Genomic DNA, 3,152 nt, shown 5'->3' with positions numbered 1-3,152 from the left:
CAAGATTCAAATGCACAGCTTTTGGAACCCGAGAGCACCAAAAATAGGTGTCATTCAAAAACAACATCCGTTTTTCCAGGAATTCTAACTATCGCCAGTTTCTTGAAGAACTTTGTACCAATCAGCGAGTGCCGTTATCGATGACTACCAGTGAAGGTTTCTTAAACCGACGGCAACGCTACCAGTCCATTAAGCTGTCACAGGATTTCTCAGATGAAGAGATGGCCAGAGACTGGACACTTTCCGATGCCGACAAAAAGGAAATCAGCAAATACCGAAAAAATTCCCGGACATTTATTGCCATCCAGTTAAGCGCGTTACGCTTGTATGGTCGCTTTCTGGCCGAAGTCAATAGCCTGTCACCCCGCATTGTCAACTACCTCAACAACCAATTGGGTTTGCCGCCTTCGCTGACAGTAGCAACGCCGGATCGCGAAGCGACATTATCTGAGTACCGAAAAAATATCCTGAATTATCTGGGCTTTGCCAAATACGACGATGAAGCCCAGTCTCGATTGCAAAAATGGTTGGAACAACAAGCTTTACAAGCACATCTGCCCGACGAGCTATTCTTGCGGGCCGAACGCTATCTTTTAGCCGAGCGTGTGGTATTGCCAGGAAGCAGTGTGTTAGAGCGGCTGATTATCAGCGTTTGCTCTGAAACACATGAACAGTTATTTAAAATCTTGTGCGACAGGCTTACGCCAGAACTGAGAACAGCCATTGATAATCTGTTGGTCGTGCACCCCGGTGAACAACGTTCATTATTCTACCTGTTGAAAGAATATCCGCCATCAGCCACGATTTCTTCGATCCAGAATTACCTGGAACGATACCGGAAACTTGAAGGAACAGGCATTAGTAAACTGGAAGCGCAGTGTGTCGATCCCGCCTTTATCGATTATCTTTACAAACTCGCCCGCCGCTACAGCGCAAGAGACATCAAGCGTTTTAAGGAACCCAAACGCTACGCCATGATGGCCTGTTTTCTTCTGGAAACCCGTAAGGCTTTACTGGATTACCTGGTCAAAATGCACGACCAGTTCATCATGGACATGTTGCGAAAAGCGAAGCACATTCATGAAATGAAACACCGAGAGTTTCGTAAACGTCAGAAAAAAGCCATTGATACGGTACTCGATACCACCCAGTTGATTGTCGATTGGCCGGACGACAAACCTTTACATAAAACGGATCTATGGCAACAGGTTGGCGAGAAGCAGTTGTTGGAATCCATGACTGATCTGCATAACTTCAAGCGGCTAGAAGAACGTGGGTATGGTGATATTTTGTTGGGACGTTACCCCAGCTTGCGCAAATATTTTGCCGAATTTATTCAGTTGCCATTCGCCGTAAAATCCGGCACCGAGCCACTAATGAATGGGATTAACCTGGTTCGTCAGTTGGATGCCGGTACTCTCAAGAAGATACCCGATAATGCCCCGATAGGATTTATTCCGCATGAGCTTCGCCGCTCATACAAGGATCAGGACGGCAATATAAAGCGTAATGCCTGGGAACTAGGGCTTGCGATTGCCATGAAAGAGGCGTTTCGCTCCGGCGATTTATATCTGCCGCGAAGTAAACAGCATGTGTCGTTCTGGGATCTCATGCTGGATGAGCGCCACTGGCAAGCCAGCCGAGAGGCTTCGTATGATATGCTTCAGCAGCCTTATCAGGATGCCGTTAAATCTGTCCTGACATTACAATTCCATGAGGCCGTTGCTAAAGCTGAAAAAGGTTTTGGCCTCGATACGTTCGCAGAAATCAAGGATGGCAAATTGAGGCTGAAAAAAGACGACAAAGCCGAAATCCCCGATGTCGTCATCAAGCTGCAAAAAGTCATTGATGCCAGTCTGCCACCTATTCGAATTGAGCAGCTACTGATGGAAGTGGATCGGCAAACAGGGTTTAGCCGCCACTTTATCCCCCTACAGCAACACCAGTCCAGACCGGCAAATTTTTACAAAACGCTGATTGCAGCGATGATCTCACATGCAACCAATCTCGGTGTGGTCGCCATGAGCGCCAGTGTTAAAGGTGTGACCTTGGATATGTTACGGCACGTCTTACAATTCTATGTGCGCGAGGAAACCAACAAAAATGCCAGTGCCGAAATTGTCAATCAGCATCATCAGTTGCCGTTCAGCGGGATTCATGGCTCGGGTACGGTCTCGTCATCCGATGCTCAGCGTTTCAAAATCAGGGCCGACACCCTGCTAGCCTCTTATTACCCAAGGTATTACGGATATTATGAGAAAGCGATCGGAATTTACACCCATGTGTCCGACCAATATGCCGTGTACAGCACCAAGGCTATATCCTGTAGCCCCAGAGAGGCGTTGTACGTCTTGGATGGCTTGCTGGAAAATAATTCTATCCTGAAAATCCGGGAGCACACGACGGACACCCACGGCTATACCGAAATCGTATTTGCCTTGTGCTACCTATTGGGTTATTACTTCATGCCCAGAATTCGCGACCTAAAGGATCAACAGCTCTACAAAGTAGATCGGAACGTCAATCACGGCATCTTCAACCCCTTGCTCAACAAGACGGCCGATATTGATATTGTCGAAGAGCAGTGGGAAGCGATGATCCATGTTGCCCAATCTCTCAAGGAACGGACGGCGCCGGCGCATGTGATTGTTCAGCGCTTAACCAATAGTTTTCCAGCCGACCGACTTTCGAGGGCGTTTACCAATCTGGGGCGGATCATTAAAACGGAATATATCCTGCGGTATATCACGGACAAGCCGCTTCGCCGAACCGTGCAATTGCAACTCAATAAAGGGGAATATCGGCACAAGCTGCCACGATGGGTTTTCTTTGCCAACCAGGGTGAATTTACCACCGGTGATTACGAGGAAATCATGAATAAAGCCAGTTGCCTGAGCTTGGTGTCAAATGCGATCTTGTACTGGAATACGTCCAGAATTAGCGAGATTGTCGAGGACTTGAGAAACCAAGGGGAAATAGTGGACGACGAAACACTGGCTCATATCTCTCTATTGCCATACAAACACGTACTTCCGAACGGAACTTATTTTATTGAAGAAGAGTGAGTGTATATTCTTGATCAAACCTGGCACTTTTTCCAATTCCAAAGCAGCCGCTGGAAATGATGTCTACTTGATCGGAAGCAGTCGGCC

1 protein-coding gene is annotated in these 3,152 nt (G+C 47.4%); it reads left to right on the top strand.

Features of this window, described 5'->3' with window-relative positions:
* The first annotated feature begins 140 nt into the window (after positions 1-140).
* Positions 141-3,065, top strand: coding sequence for a Tn3 family transposase (locus NP590_RS20330; RefSeq protein WP_256604572.1), 2,925 nt, complete (start codon positions 141-143; stop codon positions 3,063-3,065).
* Positions 3,066-3,152 lie beyond the last annotated feature (87 nt).

The sequence above is a fragment of the Methylomonas subterranea genome (genome assembly GCF_024505185.1).
GTDB lineage: Bacteria > Pseudomonadota > Gammaproteobacteria > Methylococcales > Methylomonadaceae > Methylomonas > Methylomonas subterranea.
Note: the sequence above shows the minus strand (reverse complement) of the source record. Positions and strands in the feature narration are given on the sequence as shown.

Coding starts and splice junctions, on each gene's coding strand:
- NP590_RS20330 (WP_256604572.1), top strand. CDS start 141: ATGACTACCAGTGAAGGTTTCTTAAACCGACGGCAACGCTACCAGTCC.